21 protein-coding genes are annotated in these 20,631 nt (G+C 60.8%); 8 read left to right on the top strand and 13 right to left on the bottom strand.

Annotated features, from left to right (window positions below):
• Positions 1-164 precede the first annotated feature (164 nt).
• Positions 165-704 carry a type 1 glutamine amidotransferase domain-containing protein gene (locus tag ACA074_RS26415; RefSeq protein ID WP_187679059.1) on the bottom strand — a complete coding sequence of 180 codons (540 nt, stop codon included), beginning with the start codon at positions 702-704 and terminating at the stop codon, positions 165-167.
• A 228-nt stretch (positions 705-932) separates the two neighbouring features.
• Between ACA074_RS26415 and ACA074_RS26410 the strand changes: the two genes are divergently transcribed.
• From ACA074_RS26410 to ACA074_RS26400, 3 genes are all read left to right on the top strand, one after another.
• Positions 933-1,745, top strand: coding sequence for an HDOD domain-containing protein (locus tag ACA074_RS26410; protein ID WP_187679091.1), 813 nt, complete (start codon positions 933-935; stop codon positions 1,743-1,745).
• A 12-nt stretch (positions 1,746-1,757) separates the two neighbouring features.
• A complete protein-coding gene (gene mutM / locus ACA074_RS26405; protein WP_250605794.1) occupies positions 1,758-2,570 on the top strand; it encodes a bifunctional DNA-formamidopyrimidine glycosylase/DNA-(apurinic or apyrimidinic site) lyase in 813 nt (270 codons plus the stop codon).
• Between the two features lie 69 nt (positions 2,571-2,639).
• Positions 2,640-2,963 carry a multidrug transporter gene (locus ACA074_RS26400; protein ID WP_187679057.1) on the top strand — a complete coding sequence of 108 codons (324 nt, stop codon included), beginning with the start codon at positions 2,640-2,642 and terminating at the stop codon, positions 2,961-2,963.
• A 135-nt stretch (positions 2,964-3,098) separates the two neighbouring features.
• On the opposite strand, the gene ACA074_RS26395 is transcribed toward ACA074_RS26400, so the two are convergent.
• The 5 genes from ACA074_RS26395 to ACA074_RS26375 form a co-directional block, all read right to left on the bottom strand.
• A complete protein-coding gene (locus ACA074_RS26395) occupies positions 3,099-3,350 on the bottom strand; it encodes a YfhL family 4Fe-4S dicluster ferredoxin (RefSeq protein ID WP_003195146.1) in 252 nt (83 codons plus the stop codon).
• A 102-nt stretch (positions 3,351-3,452) separates the two neighbouring features.
• Positions 3,453-3,932, bottom strand: coding sequence for a pantetheine-phosphate adenylyltransferase (gene coaD, locus ACA074_RS26390; RefSeq protein WP_003229157.1), 480 nt, complete (start codon positions 3,930-3,932; stop codon positions 3,453-3,455).
• Between the two features lie 115 nt (positions 3,933-4,047).
• Entirely contained in the window at positions 4,048-5,643 is a 1,596-nt protein-coding gene (locus ACA074_RS26385) for a GMC family oxidoreductase (RefSeq protein ID WP_497678055.1), read from the bottom strand.
• Between the two features lie 117 nt (positions 5,644-5,760).
• Positions 5,761-6,306, bottom strand: a complete 546-nt coding sequence (locus tag ACA074_RS26380) for a twin-arginine translocation pathway signal protein (protein WP_497678054.1) — start codon at positions 6,304-6,306, stop codon at positions 5,761-5,763.
• Between the two features lie 32 nt (positions 6,307-6,338).
• Positions 6,339-7,769, bottom strand: coding sequence for a coniferyl aldehyde dehydrogenase (locus ACA074_RS26375; protein ID WP_187679054.1), 1,431 nt, complete (start codon positions 7,767-7,769; stop codon positions 6,339-6,341).
• Positions 7,770-7,915: 146 nt separating this feature from the next.
• Here ACA074_RS26375 and ACA074_RS26370 point away from each other — a divergent pair, with 146 nt between their 5' ends.
• Positions 7,916-8,587 carry a TetR/AcrR family transcriptional regulator gene (locus ACA074_RS26370; protein ID WP_187679053.1) on the top strand — a complete coding sequence of 224 codons (672 nt, stop codon included), beginning with the start codon at positions 7,916-7,918 and terminating at the stop codon, positions 8,585-8,587.
• 32 nt (positions 8,588-8,619) lie between these two features.
• The gene (locus ACA074_RS26365; RefSeq protein WP_497678053.1) at positions 8,620-9,474 is read left to right on the top strand and encodes a sulfurtransferase; all 855 of its coding nucleotides are present in this window, start codon (positions 8,620-8,622) and stop codon (positions 9,472-9,474) included.
• Between the two features lie 33 nt (positions 9,475-9,507).
• Here the strand turns inward: ACA074_RS26365 and ACA074_RS26360 are convergent, their stop codons facing one another.
• The 7 genes from ACA074_RS26360 to ACA074_RS26330 all read right to left on the bottom strand — a co-directional run bounded on the left by ACA074_RS26360 (position 9,508) and on the right by ACA074_RS26330 (position 17,328).
• Positions 9,508-10,506, bottom strand: a complete 999-nt coding sequence (locus ACA074_RS26360) for a hydrolase (RefSeq protein WP_497679349.1) — start codon at positions 10,504-10,506, stop codon at positions 9,508-9,510.
• 79 nt (positions 10,507-10,585) lie between these two features.
• A complete protein-coding gene (locus ACA074_RS26355; RefSeq protein ID WP_497678052.1) occupies positions 10,586-12,091 on the bottom strand; it encodes a M16 family metallopeptidase in 1,506 nt (501 codons plus the stop codon).
• The gene (locus ACA074_RS26350; protein WP_489879314.1) at positions 12,084-13,427 is read right to left on the bottom strand and encodes a M16 family metallopeptidase; all 1,344 of its coding nucleotides are present in this window, start codon (positions 13,425-13,427) and stop codon (positions 12,084-12,086) included. Before ACA074_RS26350 ends, ACA074_RS26355 begins: the two co-directional genes overlap by 8 nt.
• Before the next feature lie 116 nt (positions 13,428-13,543).
• Positions 13,544-14,146 (bottom strand): 16S rRNA (guanine(966)-N(2))-methyltransferase RsmD, encoded by a 603-nt coding sequence (gene rsmD / locus ACA074_RS26345; RefSeq protein WP_401270302.1) that lies wholly within the window; start codon positions 14,144-14,146, stop codon positions 13,544-13,546.
• Entirely contained in the window at positions 14,146-15,633 is a 1,488-nt protein-coding gene (locus ACA074_RS26340; RefSeq protein WP_497678051.1) for a M16 family metallopeptidase, read from the bottom strand. Before ACA074_RS26340 ends, rsmD begins: the two co-directional genes overlap by 1 nt.
• Positions 15,626-16,981: a M16 family metallopeptidase gene (locus tag ACA074_RS26335; RefSeq protein WP_497658260.1), complete on the bottom strand. Its 1,356-nt coding sequence runs from the start codon at positions 16,979-16,981 to the stop codon at positions 15,626-15,628. The genes ACA074_RS26340 and ACA074_RS26335 overlap by 8 nt, the downstream gene beginning before the upstream one ends.
• Before the next feature lie 152 nt (positions 16,982-17,133).
• Positions 17,134-17,328: a hypothetical protein gene (locus ACA074_RS26330; RefSeq protein WP_187679046.1), complete on the bottom strand. Its 195-nt coding sequence runs from the start codon at positions 17,326-17,328 to the stop codon at positions 17,134-17,136.
• On the opposite strand from ACA074_RS26330, the gene ftsY reads away from it, so the two are divergent.
• The 3 genes from ftsY to ftsX are packed head-to-tail and all read left to right on the top strand — an operon-like array spanning position 17,327 to position 20,540.
• Positions 17,327-18,850 (top strand): signal recognition particle-docking protein FtsY, encoded by a 1,524-nt coding sequence (ftsY, locus tag ACA074_RS26325; RefSeq protein ID WP_497678050.1) that lies wholly within the window; start codon positions 17,327-17,329, stop codon positions 18,848-18,850. The genes ACA074_RS26330 and ftsY overlap by 2 nt on opposite strands.
• A complete protein-coding gene (gene ftsE / locus ACA074_RS26320) occupies positions 18,847-19,518 on the top strand; it encodes a cell division ATP-binding protein FtsE (protein WP_008065082.1) in 672 nt (223 codons plus the stop codon). Before ftsY ends, ftsE begins: the two co-directional genes overlap by 4 nt.
• Complete coding sequence (gene ftsX / locus ACA074_RS26315) at positions 19,515-20,540, top strand: permease-like cell division protein FtsX (RefSeq protein ID WP_497678049.1); 1,026 nt, start codon at positions 19,515-19,517, stop codon at positions 20,538-20,540. The genes ftsE and ftsX overlap by 4 nt, the downstream gene beginning before the upstream one ends.
• Positions 20,541-20,631 lie beyond the last annotated feature (91 nt).

Below are 20,631 nucleotides of genomic sequence, written 5' to 3'. Positions count from 1 at the left end.
GGAGAGAAGTCCTGTGGCGAGGGGATTTATCCCCGTTGGACGGCGTAGCCGTCCCAAATCAGTCAGCAGGGGTGTTCAGGGAGACCGTGCTGTCTGGTTTGCGACTGCTGCGCAGCCGAACGGGGATGAATCCCCTCGCCACAATGGTTCATGGTGGATTTGGATCAGGCCGACAAGGCGTCGATCAACTCACGACTGAACGCCGGAATATCATCCGGCTCACGGCTGCTGATCAAGTGACCGTCTCTGACCACTTCCTGATCGACCCAGTGGGCGCCCGCATTCACCAGATCATCCTTGACCGTTTTATAACTGGTCATGGTCTTGCCATTGACCAGCCCCGCCGAAATCAGCAGCCAACTGCCATGGCAGATCACCGCAATCGGCTTGCCGGCGGAGGTGCCGGTCTTGACCAGGTGCTGGGCGTCCTGATCGATGCGGATGGTGTCGGAATTCTGCACGCCGCCGGGCAGGACGATCGCGTCGTATTGCTCGCTGCTGGCAGCCTGGAAAGTCTGGTCGACTGTGAAGTCATCCGCCGGTTTGTCGTGGTTCCAGCCTTTGACCTTGCCTGCCTCCGCCGAAAGGATATCGACCTGGGCACCGGCCTCTTCCAGGGCCTGTTTGGGGCCGGTCAATTCAACCTGTTCGAAACCATCGGTTACCAAAAAAGCGACGCGCTTGCCGTTGAGGGAAGTGGCCATCAATAAGCTCCTGAGTCTGCGGGAATTTGCTGCCCCGTGGGACCGAAATCATCCGTTGGGTATTACAGAGTCCGAAGCCTTGGCTTGAATGAAAGTTCCTGACAATTGCCCACTGGTGTGTCGTCCTGCGGTTTTTAGGGGTTAGAATCGCCGCCTGTCCCAGAGTGTGTACTTATGTCCCAAGAGCTGACCACCGAACAGATTCAACAATCCCTGCAAGGCATCAGCGTGCCCGCGCAGCCGCAGATCATGGTGGATCTGCAAATGGAGCAGTACATGCCCGACCCGGACCTGGAGGTGATCGCCAAGCTGATCGCTCAGGATCCCGGCCTGTCCGGCGCGCTGCTGAAAATCGTCAACTCGCCGTATTACGGCTTGAGCAACAAGATCACTTCGATCCAGCGTGCGGTGAATCTGCTGGGCAGCCGTTCGATCATCAACCTGATCAACGCGCAGTCGATCAAGGGCGAGATGAACGACGACACCATCGTCACCCTCAATCGTTTCTGGGACACCGCCCAGGACGTGGCGATGACTTGCCTGACCCTGGCCAAACGTATCGGCACTCAGGCAGGCGATGAAGCCTATGCGTTGGGGCTGTTTCACGATTGCGGCGTGCCGTTGATGTTGCAGCGTTTCCCCAATTACATGTCGGTGCTGGAAACGGCCTACGCCAATGCCAGCGCTGAATGTCGAGTGGTCGACACCGAAAACGCCGAGTTCAACACCAACCACGCGGTGGTCGGTTATTACACCGCCAAGTCCTGGCGTCTGCCGGAGCATGTCAGCACGGCCATTGCCAATCACCACAATGCCCTGGCGATTTTCAGCGACGAGTCGTCGCGCAACAGTCAAATGAAAAACCTGTTGGCGATCCTCAAGATGGCCGAGCACATTTGCGCCTCGTATCGCGTGCTGGGCAATCAGACCGAAGACTACGAATGGAGCAGCATCGGCCCGCTGATTCTCGATTACGTGGGGTTGTCGGACTACGACTTCGAAACCCTCAAACAAACGATCCGCGACCTCGGCGCGCATTGATTCGAGGACACCATGCCTGAACTGCCGGAAGTCGAAACCACTCGCCGGGGCATCGCCCCGCACCTGGAAGGCCAGCGCGTCAGCCGGGTAATCGTGCGTGACCGTCGGCTGCGCTGGCCGATCCCCGAAGACCTTGATGTGCGCCTGTCCGGGCAGCGCATCGTGTTGGTCGAGCGACGGGCCAAGTATCTGTTGATCAACGCCGAGGTCGGTACGTTGATCAGCCACTTGGGTATGTCGGGCAATCTGCGTCTGGTTGAGGCCGGTCTGCCGGCGCTCAAGCATGAGCATGTCGATATCGAACTGGAGTCGGGCCTGGCCCTGCGTTACACCGATCCACGGCGGTTCGGCGCGATGTTGTGGAGCACCGATCCGCTCAATCACGAATTGCTGATTCGTCTCGGGCCGGAACCGTTGACCGATCTGTTCGACGGCGAGCGCTTGTTTCAGCTGTCGCGCGGGCGTTCGATGGCGGTCAAGCCGTTCATCATGGACAACGCGGTGGTGGTCGGGGTCGGCAATATTTATGCGACCGAGGCGCTGTTCGCCGCCGGCATCGATCCGCGTCGTGAGGCCGGGGGCATTTCCCGTGGGCGTTATCTGAAACTGGCGATCGAGATCAAACGCATCCTCGCCGCTGCCATCGAGCGTGGCGGCACTACGTTGCGTGATTTCATTGGCGGCGACGGGCAGCCGGGGTATTTCCAGCAGGAACTGTTTGTTTATGGCCGAGGCGGTGAACATTGCAAGGTCTGCGGCACCGGTCTGCGCGAAGTGAAGCTCGGCCAGCGTGCCAGTGTGTTCTGCCCGCGCTGTCAGACCTGAGGCAAAGCGCCGAAAAAGTCCTACGGTCTATAGTGAGTTGTCTCACTGTTCAGCCCGAAGGATCGTGCCATGAAATCCTTGCAAATCCTCTTCTTCACCCTGCTGCTGTGTTCCAGCCTGGCTGTTCAAGCCACGGAAAGCGGCAGCGGTGATCCGCGCTACACCATCCAGAACCCACCGGCCTACGCGATGATAGGCGACTTGCTGATTGCCCGACCTTTGCTGGTTGTGGCGACGGTGATCGGTGCAGGGGCGTTTGTGGTGTCGCTGCCGTTTACCGCGCTAGGTGGCGGGATTGGTGATGCGGGGCAGGCGTTGGTGGTCGATCCGGCGAAAGCGGCGTTTGTGCGGTGTCTGGGATGTATCGGGGAAGGGTTTGAGCAGCGGGAGTGAGCTGATCCGGATATTGCAGTATTGCTGATGGCCTTATCGCCAGCAGGCTGGCTCCCACAGGGGATTTGTGATTGGCACAGATCCAATGCAGGAGCCAGCCTGCTGGCGATAGGGCCCGAACAGGCGCTGAAGGACTCAGGCCTTGCCGGTGATTTTGCGGTACTTCTCCATCAACTGTTCTTCAGTCTCCGGATGGGCTTCGTCCAGCGGGATGCAATCCACCGGGCAAACCTGCTGGCACTGCGGTTCGTCGTAGTGGCCAACGCATTGGGTGCACAGGTTCGGGTCGATCACATAGATCTCTTCGCCCTGGGAGATGGCGGCGTTCGGGCACTCGGGTTCGCAGACGTCGCAGTTGATGCAATCGTCGGTGATGATCAGGGACATGCTAACTCCAGCCGGGGCGGCAGGCCCGGGCGCTATAAATCAATGCGCGCAATTGTGCCGCATTGGCGCCCGCAGTGCACGCGGGCGCCGTTTGAACGGTCGTTACTTCTTGAAGCGCAAGGTCAACGCGTCGGCCACGGCCGGGTGGACGAACTTGCTGATATCGCCGCCCAGTGCGGCGATTTCGCGGACCAACGTCGACGAAATGAACGAATAACGCTCCGAAGGGGTGAGAAACAGACTCTCCACATCCGGGGCCAACTGGCGGTTCATGTTGGCCAACTGGAATTCGTATTCGAAGTCCGACACCGCACGCAAACCACGCAGGAACACATTGGCGTTCTGCTCTTTGGCGAAATGCGCCAGCAGCGTCGAGAAGCCGACCACTTCCACGTTCGGCAGGTGTTTGGTGACCTCGCGAGCCAGTTCAACCCGTTGTTCCAGCGGGAACAGCGGATTTTTCTTCGGGCTGGCGGCGACCGCAATGATCACGTGATCGAACAGGCGCGAGGCGCGTTCGACCAGATCGCCATGGCCCTTGGTAATAGGGTCGAAGGTACCTGGGTACAACACTCGGTTCATCGCGTCGTCCTGGCGGGAGTCCGTTGGGGAGTCGGATGGTATCGCAGCCGTCCCGGTCGGCCAAGTCGCCTTTTGGGTAAGAAAGCACTATAGACGATAGGAATAATCCGCTTTTTCATGGGTTTTTCAGCCGATCGGCGAGGGACGTCGCCAATTGTGCGGTGAGACCATACACCGACAACTGCGGGTTGGCGCCGATGCTGGTGGGGAACAGCGAGCCATCGTGAATCGACAGATTGCGCAGTTGATGATGGCGGCCGAGGCTGTCGGTGACGGCGGTTTTCGGCTCTTCACCCATCGCACAGCCGCCCATGACGTGGGCGCTGCCCAGTCGTGTGCGATACAGCTCCAAGCTCAAGCCATCGATCAGCGTGCGCGCCTCGGCCAGGGTTTTCACGTAGCGGGCGTCGGCATGCATTGGCATCACCGCTTTGGCGCCGCCGGCGAACTGGATCTCGGCCATGCTGTGGAAGGCGCGGCGCAGGCCTTCCCAAGCGTAAGGCGAAACCTGGTAATCGAGCACCGGCGAGCCGTCGCCGCGCAATTCGACGCTGCCGCCCTGGCTGTCGGGGTGAAAGCCGTCGCGCAACAACGCCAGCATCGCGTGGGTGTGCGGCAGATCGGCCATGTGCTCGGCGTTCTGCTGGCCAAAACCACCGAGTAAAGTCGCCGCCAGCGCCGGGTGCAGCGGTGGCACTTCGAGCTTGTAGCCCATCGGCCCGGTCGCCCCGTCCTTCCACTGGAAATAGTCCGAGTAGATCGACTGTGGTGCGCCGTAGAACGGGTTGATCACCTCGTCGAAGCGTCCGGCGGACATGTTCACCAGATGCAGAAACGTGCGTTTTCCGAGGGTTTTATGCGGATCCGGCGCATCCGAACGCAGCAATAATGCCGGGCTGTTGATGCCGCCGCCGGCCAGCACGTAATGCCGCGCATTGACGGTGATTTTGCGGCCGGTCGGTTCGACGCAGCGCTCGTCCATGGCCACGCATTGCAGGCCGGTGATTCTATCGCCGCTGATCAGCAGCTTTTCCGCTCGGGCCAGATAGAGCAACTCGCCACCCTTTTCCAGCGTCGCCGGAATGGTCGTGACCAGCATCGATTGCTTGGCGTTGGTCGGGCAGCCCATGCCGCAGTAGCCGAGGTTCCAGCAACCGCGCACGTTGCGGGGGATCACGTGCCAGCTATAACCGAGTTGCTCGCAGCCTTTGCGGATCACGTCGTTGTTGGCGTTGGGCGGAACCATCCACGGCGCGACGCCGAGGCTCTGCTCCATCTTTTCGAACCACGGGGCCATATCTTCGGCGCTGTGGCCTTTCACGTTGTGCTCTTTGGCCCAATGTTCCAGGGTCGGTTGCGGCGTGCGGAAGCTTGATGTCCAGTTGATCAGCGTCGTGCCGCCGACGGCGCGGCCCTGCAGGATGGTGATCGCGCCATCCTTGCTCATGCGGCCGATGCCTTCCTGATAGAGGCTGCTGTAGGCCTGGTCTTCGAGCATTTTGAAGTCGGAGCTGGTTTTCAGCGGGCCTTCTTCGACCAGCAGCACTTTATAGCCGGCGGCGCTGAGGATTTCTGCCGTAGTGCCGCCGCCGGCGCCGCTGCCGATGATGGCGACGTCGGCTTCGAGGGTCAGGTCGTCGGTCAGCTGGGCGCCGTTGTAGGTTTTCCAGCCTCGGGCGAGGCCTTCGCGGAACGGGTCGGGTACGGCCATGTTCAGGCTCTCTTGTTTTTGTTGTTCTTGCGGGCCTCTTCGCGAGCAGGCTCGCTCCCACATTTGAAATGCAATCCCTGTAGGAGTGAGCCTGCTCGCGATAGGCGCGACTCGGTCTCAGACCGCAGGCGGGCCGGGATAGCCGCAGTGCGCCCAGGACTCGGCGCGGGTGTACCAGGCCATCATCACCATTTGCTGCAAGGAGCTATGGCCCATGCGCAGCAGGTTCAACGAACTGTTTTGCCAGCGGTCGAGGAAGTGACGCATCGCTTCGGGACTGGCGTTTTCCCAACTGCCCCAGATCCCGGTGAGCGGGCCACGGGTCACGGCCATGCCTAGCACGTCGAACAGTTGTCGGGTGAGTTTGAGCATTTCCGGCGACAGGTGATCGAGGCTGTAGTCCAGCGACTTGAGGGTGCCAGCCACCGCGTCCGGCATCTTCTCGGCGACCACGGCGCCATCAAGCATCACCGGAATCAGCGCGCGCAGAAACAGCAAATCGCCGTCGCGCAAAGTCACGAAACCATTGGCCGCGACGCTCGACGAACAGCCGCTGAGGCTGGCGCCGAGACCGGCGGTGGCGAGGAAAGCCGTGGCGCCGAGGCTGAATTTCAGCAGGCCACGACGTGACAGTGCAGGTGTATCGGTCAGGCTTGGGTGCATTGTTTTTATTACCCGGCGGCGATGACGAATATTTAGCGGATGAACAGCTTCTGGATCAGTTTCTGAATCGATTTTCCGTACGGCGGGTAAATCAATCTGGCCGCGTTGAAGCGCTGTTTAACCAGCACGCCTTTGGCTTTGCTGAACGTCAGAAAGCCTTCGTGACCGTGGTAATGACCCATCCCCGACGCGCCGATGCCGCCGAAGGGCATGTCGTCTTGCGCCACATGCAGCAGCGTGTCGTTCAGGCACACGCCGCCGGAATGGGTTTCGTGCAGCACGCGGTTCTGTTCGCGTTTGTCGTAGCCAAAGTAGTAAAGAGCCAGAGGACGTGGCCGCTGATTGATGTAAGCAAATGCTTGCTCCAGATCCTGGTACGGCACGATCGGCAGCAGCGGGCCGAAGATTTCGTCCTGCATGACGGTCATGTCGTCGCTGACATTCAGCAGCACGCTGTGAGGCATGCGTCGGCCCTGACCCTGATCGAACAGCGGAATCAACAGCGCGCCTTTGCTGGTGGCATCGCTGACGTAGCCGTTGAGCCGCGCCAACTGGCGTTCGTTGATGATTGCGGTGTAGTCGGGGTTGTCGGTGAGGGTCGGATAGAAGCCCTGCACGGCCTGGCGATAGGCTTCGACGAAACCACCGATGCGGTCTTCCGGGACCAGCACGTAATCGGGGGCAACGCAGGTCTGCCCGGCATTGAGTGTTTTGCCGAAGGCGATGCGTTCGGCGGCATCCTTCAATGGCACGTCGCGGGAGACGATGGCCGGGGACTTGCCGCCCAGCTCAAGAGTGACCGGGGTCAGGTTCTCCGCCGCTGCGCGCATTACGTGTTTGCCGATGCTGGTGGCGCCGGTGAACAACAGATGATCGAAGCGCAAACGGGAAAACGCGACTCCGATATCGGCTTCGCCGAGCACCACGCAAACCAGATCTTCGGGGAAGATTCGCGCCAGCAACTCCTTGAGCAGCAGGCCGGTGGCCGGGGTCGATTCGCTGAGTTTGAGCATCACCCGATTGCCCGCCGCCAAGGCGCCGACCAGCGGGCCGATGGCCAGATAAAGCGGGTAATTCCACGGCACGATGACGCCGACCACACCCAATGGCTGATAAACCACTTTCGCTGAAGCCGGCTGGAATGCCATGCCGACCTTACGCCGCGAAGCTTTCATCCAGCCCTTGAGATGACGGCTGGCGTAGTGAATGCCGTGCAGGCTTGGCATCAGTTCAGCGAGCAGGGTTTCGTCGGCGCTGCGATGGCTGAAGTCGGCGCTGATCGCCTCGATCAAAGCCTGACGCTCGTTGCTCAGCAAATCGCGCAGTGCCTTGAGCCATTGCTGGCGCTGGGCGGCGGGTGGCATCGGGTTGGCGGCATACGCAGCCCGTTGCGCCGCGAACTGCCGATCAAGCGCTTCCAGGGGCAATTGCAGCGTCTGCAGGTAGGCAATGTCGGCAGTCATGGTCGGCTCCGTATTTATTGTAGTGAGGAACTTTTTAGAGTCTATGCTCTAGAAAGTCAATCAACATCCATGCACAGCAGTGTTTTATCCATTTCCGGTTAGGTCGTAAGATGCCCGTCAACGCACTCTGAATTAAAGCCCAAGCCATGGCCCCACGAATAAAAACCAGCGAGCGTATCGTGCTGAACAGCCTCGAGCTGTTCAATCAGCAGGGCGAGCGCAGCATCAGTACCAATCACATTGCTGCCCACATGGAGATTTCTCCGGGCAACCTGTACTACCACTTCCCCAACAAGCAGGCGATCATCGCCGTGTTGTTCAGTGAGTACGAAAGCCTTGTCGACAGCTTCCTGCGCCCGCCGCAGGGGCGCGCCGCGACCGTTGAAGACAAGCGCTTCTACCTCAAGGAGCTGCTTTCGGCGATGTGGCGCTACCGCTTCCTGCACCGCGATCTCGAGCATTTGCTCGACAGCGATCCGGAACTGGCCGCGCGTTATCGGCGCTTTTCCCAGCGTTGTGTGATCCAGGGCGCGGCGATCTACGAAGGTTTCGTGGCGGCCGGGATCCTCGACATGGATCGCGTGCAGATCGAATCACTGACCCTCAACGCCTGGATCATCCTGACCTCCTGGGTGCGCTTTCTGTGCACCACCCGGGAAAACTCCAACCACCTCAGCGAGCAAGCCATTAAACGTGGCGTGTATCAGGTGCTGGTGCTGGAAGCCGGGTTTGTCACCGAGCAGGCGCGTGAGCAGGTCAATGCGCTGTTCGAGGAGTTCTACGTGCCACTGGCCCAGGCCCTCGAAGATGTGAAGTAAACCGTTCCGTTGAAATCCCACAGGAGCCCGTTATGCCGATTGCGCAACTGATCAGCCCCAACGCACTGGATGCCCGCAAGGAGCAGCCCGGGCTGGTGATTCTGGATTGTCGTTTTGCCCTCGAAGACCCGGACTACGGTCAGCGCAGCTATGCCGAAGGGCACATTGCCGGGGCGAGTTTTGCCGATCTGGAGCGTGACCTCAGTGGCAAAGTGGTCAAGGGCGTGACCGGGCGTCATCCGTTGCCTGAGCCGGCAGAGCTGATCGAGCGTCTGCAAGCCTGGGGCATCAATGCCGACAGCGACGTGGTTTTGTACGACGACGGCCCGGGAGCCTATGCGGCCCGAGCATGGTGGCTGCTGGCGTGGCTGGGCAAGCGCGACGGTGTGTTCATTCTCGACGGCGGACTCAAGGCGTGGCATGCAGCTGGCCTGCCGCTGAGTCTGGATGCGCCGACCGTCACCCGTGGCCATTTCAGCGGCCAGTCAGACATGAGCCTGTTGCTCAGCGCCGAACAATTGCAGCAACGTCTCGGCCAACCCGAACTGACCCTGATCGACGCCCGGGCCTTGCCGCGCTTCAAAGGGGAAGTGGAGCCGATCGACCCGATTGCCGGGCACATTCCCGGCGCGCAATGTGCGGCGTTTACCGACAACCTTGGCAGTGACGGGCGATTCTTGCCGGTCGATCAGCTCAAACAGCGCTTTGCCGCGAAGCTGGGCGAGCGCTCGCCGTCAGAACTGGTCGCGTATTGCGGCTCGGGCGTGACGGCGTGCCACAACCTGTTTGCACTATGCCTGGCGGGGTATCCGTTGGGTTCGCTGTATGCGGGGTCGTGGAGTGAGTGGATCAACGAGCCGTCGCGCGGAGTCGCTACCGGCGAGTAATCACCACACCCTTGTGGGAGCGAGCCTGATCAATCATGACGTCAGGCCTGCCAGCCACTGCGGGATGCGCCTTTCCAGGTAATAACCCGGCTGGCGCAGCGAGCCATCGACGAAGCCGACGTGGCCGCCGCGAGCCTGCAGTTCGAATTCGGTGAGGTCTGACAGCTCGCTGGCCTGGGGCAGGCTGTGCGGAAACACGAAAGGATCGTCCGCCGCTTGAATGATCAGGGTCGGCGTGCGGATCTCACCGAGAAAATACCGGCTCGAGGCGCGACGATAGTAATCCTCGGCATCGGTAAAGCCGTGCAGTGGCGCGGTGACCCGGCCATCGAAATCCCAGAACGTACGCATGTTCTCCAATGAGCCGAGCGCTGCCAGTGCGGCTACACCATCATCGCGGCCGTCGTGCTGGAACTGGCGTTGCTTGTTCTTGATGTAAGCGACCATCTCGCGCATGAAATGCGCTTGATAGACCCTGGAAAATCCCTGACCAATCCGATCCGCGCACTGGTCGAGGCGAAACGGCACCGACACTGCCACCGCACCGCGCACGCCGCTGGCACTCCCGGTCTCGCCCAGATGCTTGAGCAACACATTGCCGCCAAGGGAATATCCGACGGCATACAGCGGTGCCAACGGACGCTTCGCACGCAGGTGGCGGATGGCTTCGGCGAGGTCTTCGCTGGCGCCGGAGTGATAACTGCGCGGCAGCAGGTTCGGTTCGCCCGAGCAGCCGCGCCAGTTCAATGCAACACTGGCCCAGCCTTGCGCGGCGAGCGCGGATTGGATGCCGGCAACGTAAGGTGAGTTAGAAGAACCGGTCAGTCCATGCAGCACCAACACCAGCGGAGTCTGGGCGCTGTGCGGGCCATGCCAGTCGAGGTCGAGGAAATCGCCATCATCAAGCCACAGACGTTCGCGCTGACGATCAAGGTGAACGGTTTTGCGCCACAGCGGCCCCCACAAGGTTTGCAGGTGTGGGTTACCCAGGCCGAAGGCCGGTGCAAAGCGGGGGCTGGGAATAGGGTTCAGTGACTGCACGGCAAATCTCGACAGGTCTTGCGCAAAGCGGCAGGTGCTTCAGGCATCTGCCGCTTTTGTGTGAAAGAACCTAACTTGCCACAAAGCCTGCTTCGGCGCGACACATGCTCTGGGATGACGTGCCAGGCGGTGTCGGCGCGGGGGCGGGTAGCGCCTGCTGCTCGACGGTGGCCCCGACTGTCACCACGCGCCAGCGGTCGGCGGCCAAATGCCGATTCAGCGCCTCATGGATTTGTTTGAGTGTCAGGCGTTGCACCTGTTGCACGGTGTAGTCGAGGTCGAGTGGCAGATCATGGCGATTGATTGTCACCAGTTGCTTGAGAATCTGCCTGTTGCTGGAGCTGTTCAGTGCACTCCTGTTGGCGACTTGAAGCTTGACCTGATCGAGCTCCTGTTGTGTCGGCCCGTCGCGCAGGTAGTCACTGAACAGCGACCGGGTCAACGCCAGCGTAGCCTGGCTGAATGCTGGATTGACCTGCAGGGAAATGGTCAGCAAACCCGCCGTGGCCCAAGGGGCGTTTTCTGAATAGACGTCGTACACCAGCCCGCGCTTTTCCCGTAGTTCGCTCATCAGTCGGCTGTTGATCGTGCCGCCAAAAATCAGGTTGGCGGTGTACAGCGCGGCATAGTCCGCATGGCTTCGCGACACGCTGGGCTGGGCGAGTATCAGGTTGATTTGGGTCAGTGGCTGTTCCTCGTGCAGGGTTCGTTCGGTGCCAACGGGTTTGTGCCCGGGCATTGGCATGACCGCGGTGCCTGCAGGCATGACCGGTAAGGCGTTGCTGATTTGCAGACTGATCGCCTTTGCCTGCGCCAGCGTCAGGTCACCGACCAAGGTGATTTGCGCCTGACTGGCGCTGTAGAAACGCTGGTGGAAATCTTTTACCTCCGTCCCGGTCAGCGCCTGCAACCCTTGAACCGTGCCATAGAACGGCAGCGAGTAGGGGCCGTACGGCGCGAGCAGTGTCTTGACCAGATGCTCTGGCGAATTTCCTGCATCCTGCGCGGCGGCAGTGAGGCTGTCGCGCAGCTCGATTTTCACCCTCTTCAGCGCATCGTCGGTCAGTGTCGGCGCGCCGAGAATCTGCGAAAACAGCTGCAACGCCGGAGCACGTTTCTGTTCATCGCTCAAGCTGCGCAAAGCCAATGTGGCGCGGTCATGATCGATGTTCATGTCGAGTTGCGCGCCCAGACCGTCAAAGACTTCAACGATGGCGGACAGGTCTTTGCCCGGTATGCCTTCATTGAGCATGCTGAACGTGGCGGCGGCGAGGCCCGGCGTGTTGCCATCTCGCGCGCTGCCTGCGGCGAAGCTGACATGCAGATCGAACATCGGCAGCTCTGTGGTGCGGATGAACAACACTTTGGTGCCGGTCAGGGTTTTCCAGCCTTTGATCGACAGTGCTCGCGCAGTGCCGGCGACAGGAACCGGCCCCAGTAGCGATTGCAGACGTGGCGCGGGGTAATTTGCCGGCGCGACCGTCACGGTATCTGCCAGCGTTTGAAAGCCCGTCAGGCCTGCTACGATTCCCAGCCCGAGCAAAACGCCCCTTGCCTTCCGAAGGCCATTATTCATGAGCCGCCTCCGCCAATACATGCGCAACCGTCAGGCGTTCGCGGGTCAAAAACGTTGACGCCGCCTGCTGGATGTCAGCCGGTGTCACCTGTGCTAGCTCGTCTGAGTCCTTATCCATCAACTGCCAGGGCAGGTCGATACTCGCCAATGTGGCCAGCTCGTGGGCCTGCTCGACGATGGAGTCTTGTGTATAGATCTGTCGGGCAATCAATTGAGTGCGTGCGCGCTCCAATTCTTCGGCTGTCGGCGGGTGGGCATGCAGTTCTTCAATCAGTTGCCAGACCCGTGCCTCGGCCGCGTCCAGATCGTCAGCGTGGGCGCTGGCGAGTTCGGCCGTCATGAATAGAAGACTGTCGCCGCGTGTGAGCGCGTCATAAGAAGTACTGACGTCGCTGAACAACTGTTCGGTGAATTCCAGGCGTTTTTTCAGGCGTGCACTTTGTGTCCCTCCCAGTAATGCGTCGATCAGGCGCAGGGCGTGTACAGATCGCCGATTTTCGGCGGTGGCAAGCCCCGGCACGTTAAAGGCCATGATCAGTTGGGGGGTCGGGACGGCCAGAGACAGCGTCAGTTTGCGCTCACCTGCCTGTGCCAGCTCAGTGGGCCGTAGCAGGCGAGGAGCAGGGTGCGCTGGCAAGGGGCCAAAGTGGCGCTGCGCCAACCGTTTGACCTGATCGAGCGTCACATCACCGACAACCACTAGCGTGGCGTTGCCAGGTGAGTAGCGGAGCGCATACCAGTGGCGCAGATCGTCGGCATTCAAACGGTGCAGGTCATGCATCCAGCCAAGAATCGGGGTGCGATAGCTATTGGCCAAATGCGCCACACCGGTCAGACGCTCCAGTGCCAGATCATGGGGGTCATCGTCGGTGCGCAAGCGCCGTTCTTCGCGTATCACCGCCATTTCCGGGGTCAAGTCCGAGGTGCGCAAGTGGGCGGTCGACATCAGATCGGCCATCAACTCGAATGCCACGCCCAGATACCTGGGTGCCAGGGTTTGGTAATAGGCGGTGGCATCTTTGCTGGTGAAGGCGTTTTCCCGGGCACCGAGTGTTTGCAAAATGGCCGAGGCCTCGCCGGCGCAGGTTTTGCTGCTGCCTTTGTAGAGCATGTGTTCGAGTGCGTGGGAGATTCCGCTCTGGCCGGGCGCCTCGTCGGCAGAGCCAACCTTGAACCAGAGTTGTGAGGTCACCAGCGGTGCACGATGGTCTTCACGCACAAGCACGTTCAGACCATTGTCCAGGGTGAATTGATGAGTCGGTGGGGGTGGGGCGGCCAGGGACATCAATGGCGCCAGGCCAAGAATGAGCAGCATCCTGCTGCATAACGTATCCATACATGAATCGTCCGAAGTGGTTAACGCAGATTGCGGTAACCACTTTGGCGAGATGCGAGGAGCGATGTGCGGTATCTATTTATTGCTGATGCATTGAGCGCACATCAAACCCGGGATCAGGCGCTGCGTTGCCACAACGCGTAATACACGCGCCCGGATTTCTGTTCGCGGTGCAAGCGCCAGTTGGCCGGGAAGCCGAGGGTCGATGGTGCCGTTTCGCTTTCGGTATACACCCAGGCGTCGTCGGCCAGCCACTGACGCTCTTCGAGCAACGTGCACACGGCTGGCAGCAGGTTCTGGTTGAACGGCGGGTCGAGGAATACCAGGTCGAACGGCGTAGCGGTCTGGGTTTCCAGGTAGCGCAGGGCGTCGGCAGTCTGCACCTGACCGTTGGTGCAGCGCAGCGTGCCGAGGTGCTCTTTAAGGCTGGAAACCGCGATATTGCTGGCGTCCAGCGCCTGCCCCATGGCCGCGCCACGGGACAAAGCCTCGAGAAACAGCGCGCCGCTGCCGGCGAACGGGTCAAGGACCTTGGCGCCGGCCACGTAGGGTGCGAGCCAGTTGAACAGGGTTTCACGCACGCGATCCGGCGTCGGGCGCAGGCCCGGGGCGTCGGGGAAGCTCAGCTTGCGGCTGCGCCATTCGCCACCAATGATGCGTAACTGATTCACGCCGTTATGCACGTTTTGCGCAGGTTTTTTCGGTGCTCGAGTAGCCATTAATGCTCCGGAACCCCGAGCGGTTGCTCGGCAGGTTTATCAGATGGGGCCGGTAACGGCTTTTGCGGCACGGTCGGGCCAGCGGTGACGATGACCATTTTGTCCGTGCTCAAGTGTTTGTTCAGCGCGTCGCGGACTTGTTCCACGGTCAGGCTCTGGGACTCACGCATGAAGTCATCCAGATAACTCAGCGGCAGATTGTAGAAGCCCATGGCGCCGAGTTGGCCGACGATGTCGGCGTTGCTCGCGGTGGACAGCGGGAAGCTGCCGGCCAGTTCGCGTTTGGCGTCGTCGAGTTCTTTCTGGGTCGGGCCGGTTTTCAGGTAATCGGCGAGAACGTCCTGCACCAGTTTCAGGGTGCCCTCGCTCATTTCCGCGCGGGTTTGCAGGTTGATCATGAACGGGCCACGGGCCTGCATCGGGCTGAAGCCGGAGTACACGCCGTAGGCCAGGCCACGCTTCTCGCGCACTTCGCTCATCAGGCGCGTACCGAAACCGCCGCCGCCGAGGATCTGGTTGCCCATCGACAGTGCAGCGTAATCCGGGTCGTCGCGATCGATGCCCAGTTGCGCGAGCATCAGGTTGGTTTGCTTGGACGGAAACTCGATGTGGCCAACGCTGGCTTTCGGCTCTTGCGGCTGAGCGATCTTCGCCAGCGCCGGACCCTTCGGCAGGGCGGCAGACACCTGATTGGCAATCGACTCGGCATCGGCGCGGGACAAGTCACCCACCAGCGCGATCACTACATTGCCCGCCGCGTAGGCCTTGGCGTGGAACTCGCGCAGCTGTGCCACGGTGATTTTCGGCACACTTTGCGCACTGCCATCACTCGAGTGCGCGTAGGGGTGATCGCCGTACAAGCGCTTCATCAGTTCCAGGCTGGCGAGTTTGCCGGGGTTCTGTTTCTGGTATTCGAAACCGGCGAGCATCTGATTCTTGATGCGTGCGAATGAGTCGGTCGGGAAGGTCGGTTTGCCGATCACTTCCGAGAACAGTTTCAGCGCGGGTTCACGTTGTTCGGTGGCACTCAGGCTGCGCAGCGAAGCCAGCGCCATGTCCTTGAAGGCACCGTTGCCGAAATCTGCACCAAGACCTTCGAAACCCTGCGCGATGGCGCCGACGTCCTTGCCCGCAACGCCTTCGTTGAGCATCGCGTTGGTCAGTACTGCCAGACCCGGCGCATTGCCGTCCTGACTGCTGCCGGCAGCGAAAATCAGGCGCATGTCGAACATTGGCAACTCGTGGGCCTCGACGAACAGCACCTTGGCGCCTTCGGCGGTGTTCCAGGTCTGCACGTCAAGCTTGCGGCTGGCCGGAGCCTTGCCGTCGAGTTCGGCCAGCGATTGCAGTTTCTGGCTGGACTTGGCGCTGTCCAGCGCTTCGCTGGCGTCGGTTTTCGCGCCGGGAGTCAGATAAAACGCGGCGGAACCGATGATCGCTACGGCGATCAGGCCGAGCAACAGGCGTGGGGTCTTGCGCTTACTCATGAGTCGTCTCCAGTGGCAGGACGTGGGCGACGCTGAGACGTTCGCGGGTGAAATACAGCTTGGCGGCGTTCTGGATGTCTTGCGGGGTTACGCTTTCCAGATCGGCGAGTTCGGTGTCCATCAGTTTCCATGACAGACCGACCGTCTCCAATTGGCCGATGGCAGTGGCCTGGCTGGTGATCGAGTCACGCTCGTAGACCAGGCCGGCAATCACTTGAGCCCGTACGCGTTCCAGCTCTTCGGCGGACGGTGCGGTGGTTTTCAGTTGTTCCAGCAGCTTCCAGAGACCGGCCTCGGCTTGCGCCATGGTCTTTTTCTTCTGGGTGTTCGGCGTCGCCGACAGGGTAAACAGACTGTCGCCACGGGTGTAGGCGTCGTAGCTCGACGAACCGCCGGACACCAGCTCTTCGCCGCGCTCCAGTTGGGTCGGGATGCGACCGCTGTAACCGCCGTCGAGCAGTGCCGAAATCAGGCGCAGGGCGTTGACCGAACGTTTGTCTTCAGCAGTGGCGATGCTTGGCACGTTGAAGCCGAGCATCAGGCTAGGCAGTTGCGTCTGCACATGCAGGGTGATCTGCCGTTCGCCGGGTTCGGCCAGTTCCAGCGGTTGTTTTGCCGGTGGCACGTCGCGTTTGGCGATCGGTCCGAAGTAACGCTGGGCAAGGGTTTTAACTTCATCCGGCGTGACGTCGCCAACCACCACCAGTGTGGCGTTGTTCGGCACATACCAGGATTGATACCAGTGGCGTAGCTCTTCGACCTTCATCCGGTCCAGGTCAGCCATCCAGCCGATGGTCGGCGTGTGGTAGCCGCTGGCCGGGTAAGCCATTGCCTTGTAACGCTCGTAGGCCTTGGACATCGGCTTGTCGTCAGTGCGCAGGCGGCGCTCTTCCTTGATGACTTCGATTTCCTTGGCGAACTCGTCGGCCGGCAGGCGCAGATTGGCCATGCGGTCGGCTTCCAGTTCGAAGGCCACACCCAGACGGTCGCGGGCCAGTACCTGGTAATAAGCGGTGAAGTCGTCGCTGGTGAAGGCGTTCTCTTCGGCGCCGAGGTCGCGCAGGATCAGCGAGGCTTCGCCGGGGCCGACTTTCTCGCTGCCCTTGAACATCATGTGCTCAAGGGCGTGGGACAGACCGGTCTGGCCCGGGGTTTCGTAGCTGGAGCCGACCTTGTACCAGACCTGCGACACCACCACCGGCGCGCGATGGTCTTCGCGCACGACGACCTTCAGGCCGTTGTCGAGGGTGAATTCGTGGGTCGGTTGCGGGTCGGCCGCCAGGGCCGAAAGGGGCAGGCAGACTGTGCTGAGCAGCAGGCCTGCAGCGCGGCGGGCTAGAGCATTCATTCGTTTTTTAACCTGTTGGGCTGCCCGCTTGGTCTTAGCCTAGGCGGGCGAGGAGGTGCTAGGATACTGATCCGTTTTACTGGCGGCCACGCCTATCAGGCCTTTGATCAGTCGATAGGTTGTATGGGTTTCCGGCAGAAGCTTTGAGTTTGTCAGCTAAACTCTGCGTTTTCGCCGACGATGCCGTTCCAGTCCTTCGTAATAATCGACCTTTGAGGTGCCTTTGGCGCCTCGACAAAATGTTGCGCGTGAACAAGCTGGGTGAAACACAGTCTGTTCTGCATCGAATATTTATTTGCCGGGGCGCCCTTATGGCGCGTCGCTACCGTGAGATAGCCGTCCTCCATGTTTGGTTCCAACGACGACAAGAAGACCCCAGCTGCGGCTGGCGAGAAGAAAAGCCTGTTCGGATGGCTGCGTAAAAAACCGCAGGAACCCGTCGTCGAACAGCCGCCCGCGATTCCTGAGCCAGCCCCTGCGCCTGCTCCCGTAATAGAAGAAGAACCGACGCCGATCGTTCTGCCGATTGCCGAGCCGGTGCTGCAACCGGCGGCCGAGCCTGAGACTGAAATCCCGGTGGCCGCCGAATTGCCGCTGACCCCGGCCGCCGAACCGTGGCTGACTTTGCCAGTGGCGGAAGAGCCGGTGGCGCTGGTGGAAGAGGCCGCGTCCCATGTGACACCGCCAATTCCTGCGCCTGCCGCGTTCGTTGCCGAGGTTGCTCCGGCGCCTTTGGTTGAGCCGGTTGTCGAGCCTGCGCCGGTTGTGGCAGCGCCTGCTGCGCCAGTGTTTGCCGAGCCGGTTGCTCCAGTTGCGCCAATCATCCAGCAACCAGAGCCAGAGCCAGCACCCGCGCCGGTTGTCGCTGCGCCAATCGTTGCGGTCGAAGCTGCGCCCGTCGAAGTTCCGGCCGAAGCCCCGCGTACCGAGGAGGCCAAAGCCGGTTTCTTCGCCCGCCTCAAGCAAGGTCTGTCGAAAACCAGCGCCAGCATCGGCGAGGGCATGGCCAGCCTGTTTCTAGGCCGAAAAACCATCGACGACGACTTGCTCGACGACCTCGAAACCCGTCTGCTGACTGCCGACGTCGGCGTCGAAGCCACTACGCAGATCATCCAGCGCCTGACCCAGAAGGTCGCTCGCAAGGAACTGGCCGACGCCGACGCGTTGTACAAATCCCTGCAGGCCGAGCTGGCTGCGATGCTCAAACCGGTCGAGCAGCCGCTGAAGATTGTTTCGCAGAACAAGCCATTCGTGATCCTCGTCGTTGGCGTCAACGGCGCCGGCAAGACCACGACCATTGGCAAACTGGCGAAGAAGCTGCAACTGGAAGGCAAGAAAGTCATGCTCGCCGCCGGTGACACCTTCCGCGCCGCCGCTGTGGAGCAATTGCAGGTCTGGGGTGAACGCAACAAGATCCCGGTGATCGCCCAGCACACCGGCGCTGATTCGGCTTCGGTGATCTTCGACGCCGTGCAAGCCGCCAAGGCTCGTGGCATCGACGTGCTGATCGCCGACACCGCTGGTCGTCTGCACACCAAAGACAACCTGATGGAAGAACTGAAAAAAGTTCGCCGGGTAATCGGCAAGCTCGACGCCGACGCGCCGCACGAAGTGCTGCTGGTGCTCGATGCCGGCACCGGCCAGAACGCCATCAACCAGGCCAAGCAATTCAACCAGACCGTCGAACTGACCGGCCTGGCGCTGACCAAGCTCGACGGCACCGCCAAGGGCGGGGTGATTTTCGCCCTGGCCAAGCAGTTTGGCTTGCCGATCCGCTACATCGGCGTCGGTGAAGGCATCGACGATTTGCGTACTTTTGAAGCCGAACCCTTTGTCCAGGCACTGTTTGCCGAGCGGGAGCGTTCATGATTCGTTTCGAACAGGTCGGTAAACGGTATCCGAACGGTCACGTCGGCTTGCATGAGCTGAGCTTTCGAGTCCGTCGTGGCGAGTTCTTGTTTGTCACCGGCCATTCTGGCGCCGGCAAATCAACGCTGTTGCGCCTGTTGCTGGCGATGGAACGTCCGACCAGCGGCAAATTGCTGCTGGCCGGGCAAGACCTGAGCACCATCAGCAATGCACAGATTCCGTTCCTGCGCCGGCAGATCGGCGTGGTGTTCCAGAATCACCAGTTGCTGTTCGATCGCACGGTGTTCAACAACGTCGCGTTGCCGCTGCAGATTCTCGGGCTGTCCAAGGCCGAGATCGCCAAGCGTGTCGACTCGGCGCTGGAGCGCGTGGCGCTGTCGGATAAAACCGATCTGTACCCCGGCGACCTGTCCACCGGTCAGCAACAGCGCGTCGGCATTGCCCGCGCCATCGTCCATCGCCCGGCCTTGCTGCTGGCGGATGAACCGACCGGTAACCTCGATCCGCGTCTGGCAGCCGAAATCATGGGCGTGTTCGAAGACATCAACCGGCTGGGCACCAGCGTGCTGATCGCGAGTCACGACCTGGCACTGATTGCGCGCATGCGTCACCGTATGCTGACCCTGCAACGTGGCCGATTGATCGGCGACGGGGAGGCTGGCGAATGAGTGCGACTCGTAGCCCCAAGGTTTCCGAGCGCGTGGCCCCCAAGGCCGCCGATCCGCAGCCGCAAAAGAAGAAAAAGCACGACGATGACGACAGCCCGGATTTCGCCACGCTGTTCCGCGCCTGGGTCGAAAGCCATCGTGCCAGTTTGCTCGACAGCCTGCGTCGTCTCGGCAAGCAGCCGATCGGCAGCTTCTTCACCTGCATGGTGATGGCCGTGGCGCTGAGCCTGCCGATGGGGTTGTCGCTGCTGCTCAACAACGTCGAGCGTCTCGGCGGTTCGTGGCAGCGGGCGGCGCAGATTTCGCTGTACCTGCAACTCGACGCCAGCCCGGAGCAGGGCGAATCGTTGCGCGAGCAGATCAAAGGCATGCCCGGCGTAGCTGATGCTGAATATGTCGGCCGCGATCAGGCGCTGGAAGAGTTCCAGCAGCAGTCCGGATTGGGCGAAGCCCTGCGCGAGCTGCCGGAAAACCCGTTGCCGGGTGTGGTGCTGGTGACCCCGAACGAGGTCGACAAGCCGACCCTGGAAGCATTAAGACAAAAACTTTCCGAGCTGCCCAAGGTACAACAGGCACAACTTGATCTAGTCTGGGTCGAGCGTCTGGCCGCCATCCTCAAGCTCGGCGATCGTTTTGTCTTCGGTCTGACGGTGTTGTTGGTTTCTGCATTACTTTTGGTGATAGGCAATACCATTCGTCTTCATATTGAAAACCGCCGCACCGAGATAGAAGTGATTAAACTCGTCGGCGGCACCGACAGCTATGTACGTCGTCCCTTCCTTTATATGGGCGCGTTGTATGGCTTCGGTGCGGGACTGCTGTCCTGGGGCGTATTGGCGTTCGGCCTGAACTGGTTGAATGATGCGGTGGTTGGACTGGCCGGCTTGTACGGCAGTGATTTCGCACTGGCCGGAGTGCCAGTTGCCGACGGTCTGTCGCTCTTGCTTGGCGCGGTGCTGTTGGGTTATATCGGTGCATGGATTGCAGTCGCACGTCATCTCAGGGAGCTGGCGCCGAAGTAGAATCTTTTTTGCGCGTGATTGGCCTTGCGGTTTTTTTGGGAACTTGTACTTGAGTTCCCGGTCAATTTTTCGCAGTGCCGAAAGGCGCGAG

This window comes from Pseudomonas sp. LBUM1655, assembly GCF_059716085.1.
The sequence above is the reverse complement of the archived record's forward strand: the minus strand, read 5'-3'. Positions and strand labels throughout refer to the sequence as shown.

Excerpts from the sequence above, each read along its gene's own strand:
- ACA074_RS26400 (WP_187679057.1), top strand. The coding sequence starts at position 2,640 with ATGAAATCCTTGCAAATCCTCTTCTTCACCCTGCTGCTGTGTTCCAGC.
- ACA074_RS26335 (WP_497658260.1), bottom strand. The coding sequence starts at position 16,981 with ATGAATGCTCTAGCCCGCCGCGCTGCAGGCCTGCTGCTCAGCACAGTC.
- rsmD (WP_401270302.1), bottom strand. The coding sequence starts at position 14,146 with ATGGCTACTCGAGCACCGAAAAAACCTGCGCAAAACGTGCATAACGGC.
- coaD (WP_003229157.1), bottom strand. The coding sequence starts at position 3,932 with ATGAACCGAGTGTTGTACCCAGGTACCTTCGACCCTATTACCAAGGGC.
- ACA074_RS26340 (WP_497678051.1), bottom strand. The coding sequence starts at position 15,633 with ATGAGTAAGCGCAAGACCCCACGCCTGTTGCTCGGCCTGATCGCCGTA.
- ftsY (WP_497678050.1), top strand. The coding sequence starts at position 17,327 with ATGTTTGGTTCCAACGACGACAAGAAGACCCCAGCTGCGGCTGGCGAG.
- mutM (WP_250605794.1), top strand. The coding sequence starts at position 1,758 with ATGCCTGAACTGCCGGAAGTCGAAACCACTCGCCGGGGCATCGCCCCG.
- ACA074_RS26395 (WP_003195146.1), bottom strand. The coding sequence starts at position 3,350 with ATGTCCCTGATCATCACCGACGATTGCATCAACTGCGACGTCTGCGAA.
- ftsX (WP_497678049.1), top strand. The coding sequence starts at position 19,515 with ATGAGTGCGACTCGTAGCCCCAAGGTTTCCGAGCGCGTGGCCCCCAAG.
- ACA074_RS26385 (WP_497678055.1), bottom strand. The coding sequence starts at position 5,643 with ATGGCCGTACCCGACCCGTTCCGCGAAGGCCTCGCCCGAGGCTGGAAA.
- ACA074_RS26380 (WP_497678054.1), bottom strand. The coding sequence starts at position 6,306 with ATGCACCCAAGCCTGACCGATACACCTGCACTGTCACGTCGTGGCCTG.
- ACA074_RS26365 (WP_497678053.1), top strand. The coding sequence starts at position 8,620 with ATGCCGATTGCGCAACTGATCAGCCCCAACGCACTGGATGCCCGCAAG.
- ACA074_RS26330 (WP_187679046.1), bottom strand. The coding sequence starts at position 17,328 with ATGGAGGACGGCTATCTCACGGTAGCGACGCGCCATAAGGGCGCCCCG.
- ACA074_RS26375 (WP_187679054.1), bottom strand. The coding sequence starts at position 7,769 with ATGACTGCCGACATTGCCTACCTGCAGACGCTGCAATTGCCCCTGGAA.
- ftsE (WP_008065082.1), top strand. The coding sequence starts at position 18,847 with ATGATTCGTTTCGAACAGGTCGGTAAACGGTATCCGAACGGTCACGTC.
- ACA074_RS26355 (WP_497678052.1), bottom strand. The coding sequence starts at position 12,091 with ATGAATAATGGCCTTCGGAAGGCAAGGGGCGTTTTGCTCGGGCTGGGA.
- ACA074_RS26415 (WP_187679059.1), bottom strand. The coding sequence starts at position 704 with ATGGCCACTTCCCTCAACGGCAAGCGCGTCGCTTTTTTGGTAACCGAT.
- ACA074_RS26350 (WP_489879314.1), bottom strand. The coding sequence starts at position 13,427 with ATGGATACGTTATGCAGCAGGATGCTGCTCATTCTTGGCCTGGCGCCA.
- ACA074_RS26370 (WP_187679053.1), top strand. The coding sequence starts at position 7,916 with ATGGCCCCACGAATAAAAACCAGCGAGCGTATCGTGCTGAACAGCCTC.